A 2,891-nucleotide genomic window follows, 5' to 3' on the forward strand; every position below is an offset into this window, starting at 1 on the left:
CCTTCCTGTCCGGTCTGCTCCTGCTGGTCTGGTTCCCCCTCGTCTTCCGACTCGCGGTCCCCTACCCCGGTGACACCGGGCTGTCCTACGACGTCCACCTCGGCCGATGGCTGGCGATCACCGGCGTGCTCTTCGCTGCCTCCGCAGTGGCCTTCGCGATGAGACTGCGCCGCGTGAGGCGGGCCGACCGCGGCGACGAGAGCCAACCCGCCTCAGGTCATGGCGCAGCACCGTGACAACGGACGAGGACGAGCTGTACGACGCCGACGAGGATCCCTACGCGCTCGCCCTGAGACCCGGCCGAGAACCGGTGTACCTACGGCTGGCCGACGGGCGCCGCATCCGGATGCCGGTACACCGCTGGCACGAGCAGCCCACTGCGGCCGACAAGACCGTACTGGAACGCTGCATCGGCCCCGTCCTCGACGTCGGCTGCGGCCCGGGCCGCATGTGCAGAGCACTCCTGAGCCGGGGAGTGTTCGCCCTCGGGGTCGACATCGCGCCTCGCGCGGTCGCACTGACCACCACTCTGGGCGGGCTCGCACTGTGCCGATCGGTCTTCGACCGACTACCGGCCGAGAGAGGCTGGCAGACGGTGCTGCTCATCGACGGCAATATCGGCATCGGAGGCGATCCTCGTGGCCTGCTGCGCCGCTGCCGCGGACTCATCGCCCCCACCGGGCGCCTCGTCGTCGAGGTCGACCCCGCCGACGTCGAGGAACAGTGCACTGCCCGGTTCGAGGACCTCCACGGCCGGAGCGGTCCGTTCTTTACCTGGGCACGGCTCGGACGACCAGCGCTCCACAGGATCGCCGCCGACCTTGCCCTCAGCGTCACCGACCAGTGGGGATACGGCCACCGACGCTTCCTCGCCCTCGGCCGCCCAGATTCGGCCTCGGGACCTCGCTGATGACGCGGGGTCGGCCACGCGGCGGCGGGGAGACACGACGTACGCCGACCGGACGCCGAGCGCGGCACCGGCTCGTGCCACTCGGTCGGAGCAACCGTCGGCAACCGGCACGTGCGATCCACCGGTCGTGCTGATTGGCTGTAGGTGAATACGCTGTTCAGGGAGGCTGGGATCCATGTCACCCGTCAACTCTCTGCAGGAGTAGGGGTGAAGGCACTCGCCAGACCTCCCTATGTATCCGCCGCCGGACGAAGATCCTCCACATCCGGCTTCACATACCAGCGCTTCGTGGTCTTGACGTTGGTGTGCCCGGCCCACCGGGCCGGCAGGTGGTCCGGCACCCCGTTGTTGGCCAGGTATGTAAAGCAACTCGCGCGAGCGTCGTACAAGCGGACCCGCCGCAGCCCGTTCTCGTCCATGACCTTGTACACCCGCTCACGCAGCTGCCGCCCGTTGAGCGCCCTGCCGAGTTCATCCACGAGCACGTACCCGCTGTCCTCATACCTCTCCCCCGCCGCCGCCTTCTCGGCCATCTGCATGTCCCTGAAACACGTCAGCGCCTCCCTGACCAGATCGGGCAGGGGAAGCTGCCGCTCAGCGGCGAGAGACTTGGTGTCCTTCTCCACCACGGTCTTGTTCCCCATCAGGGTCCGCGTGCTGGAAACGGCCAGGGCGGCCCTGCCCAGGTCGACATCGGCCCAGCGCATGCCGCAGATCTCCGCCGGCCGCAGGCCCATCAGGGAGAGAAGGAAAGGGCCGTAGAGGCGGTCGTCCTTGACCGCGCGCACGAAGGCCTGAACCTCCTCGACGTTCCAGGGCTGCACCACTGCCTTGGCGCTGCGCTCCGCCTTGCGTACGTTCCGAGGGATCATGACCTCCTGGGCAACGTTCACGGCGCCCAGCAGCCGGGCCACTGCCCGGTTCAGTGCCTCCTTCAGCCGCGCCAGGGACATCTCAACCGAGGTCACCCCCAGCCCCGTGCCCGCCTTGCCACCACGAACGCGGCCCTCCCCAAGAGCCCACCTCATCCACGCCTCGACGTGGTCCTCGGTCAATTCCTGTAGCCGGATGTGCCCAAGCTTCCCCCGGACACGACCCAGGGTCATCGTGTAGCTGTAGACGGTGCTCTCCTCCAGGTCCTCCGCCTTCCTGTCGAGCCACTGGTCGAGCCATTCGTTCACCGTGATCTTGTTGGGCTCGACGAACGTCCCCTCGTAGCGACGGTTCGTGATGCGGGCGTACTCGACCTTCGCTTCCCTCAGCGTGCCGAAGGTACGGGTCAACTGCTTACGCTTCCCGGTAGCGGGATCGCTCCCTACATCGACCACAAACCGATGCCGGACCCGCCCCTTCGTATTCGGGGGGAGCTTCTTGATCGGAACGGACAGAATTGCTCACTCTCCTTGAGGGCGTGGAAAACTTCCACGCGGGCATAGGCGCCGCTGCGTTTCAGCGAAGGGCGCCGCGGTCGTCAGGGCAGCAGGCGACAGGACCGTTCGCTTCTCCCATGGGCCCGCGGCTCTGTCCACCCTGTCCGGTAGGGCTCCCCCGCCGAGCTCAGCCGAATGCGAACACCTTCAGTGGTCGTCACCATCGCCGGTTCGGCCAACCGGCGATCATGGTCTATGTTGCGCTCGCCACTGGTTGGGATCCAGCCTCACCATCCCCGATGTGACCTCGATCAGGAGCCCACCCCGAAGGACCGAAATACAGCGTCACACCATCGGGGACGAGCACTGAAGCTCATCCCGTGAGGCAGCCGAGGTTGCGGGCACCGTGCACCACGAGGAAGTGCAGCGCGGTCACCGGAGACCGTATCGCCCGTACCCTTCGTAGTGTCTACGGCGTCACATAGCGGGCGCCAAACCACTGGAGGCAACACCCCGTGCTGATTGCTCAGCGTCCCTCGTTGACCGAAGAGGTCGTCGACGAATTCCGCTCCCGGTTCGTGATCGAGCCGCTGGAGCCGGGCTTCGGCTAC

Annotated in this window: 2 protein-coding genes and 1 pseudogene; 2 read left to right on the forward strand and 1 reads right to left on the reverse strand. The window is 67.0% G+C overall.

Features of this window, described 5'->3' with window-relative positions; translation table 11 throughout:
* Nucleotides 1-236 (forward strand): annotated as a pseudogene (locus tag ABZ656_RS57330) (hypothetical protein); the annotation flags it as partial.
* Entirely contained in the window at nt 233-910 is a 678-nt protein-coding gene (locus tag ABZ656_RS57335) for a class I SAM-dependent methyltransferase (RefSeq protein ID WP_101407756.1), read from the forward strand. The pseudogene ABZ656_RS57330 and the gene ABZ656_RS57335, both read left to right, overlap by 4 nt.
* A gap of 230 nt (nt 911-1,140) precedes the next feature.
* On the opposite strand, the gene ABZ656_RS57340 is transcribed toward ABZ656_RS57335, so the two are convergent.
* Nucleotides 1,141-2,193, reverse strand: a complete 1,053-nt coding sequence (locus ABZ656_RS57340; protein ID WP_360280603.1) for a tyrosine-type recombinase/integrase — start codon at nt 2,191-2,193, stop codon at nt 1,141-1,143.
* Nucleotides 2,194-2,891 lie beyond the last annotated feature (698 nt).

The organism is Streptomyces sp. NPDC007095 (assembly GCF_040634475.1).
Taxonomy (GTDB): domain Bacteria; phylum Actinomycetota; class Actinomycetes; order Streptomycetales; family Streptomycetaceae; genus Streptomyces.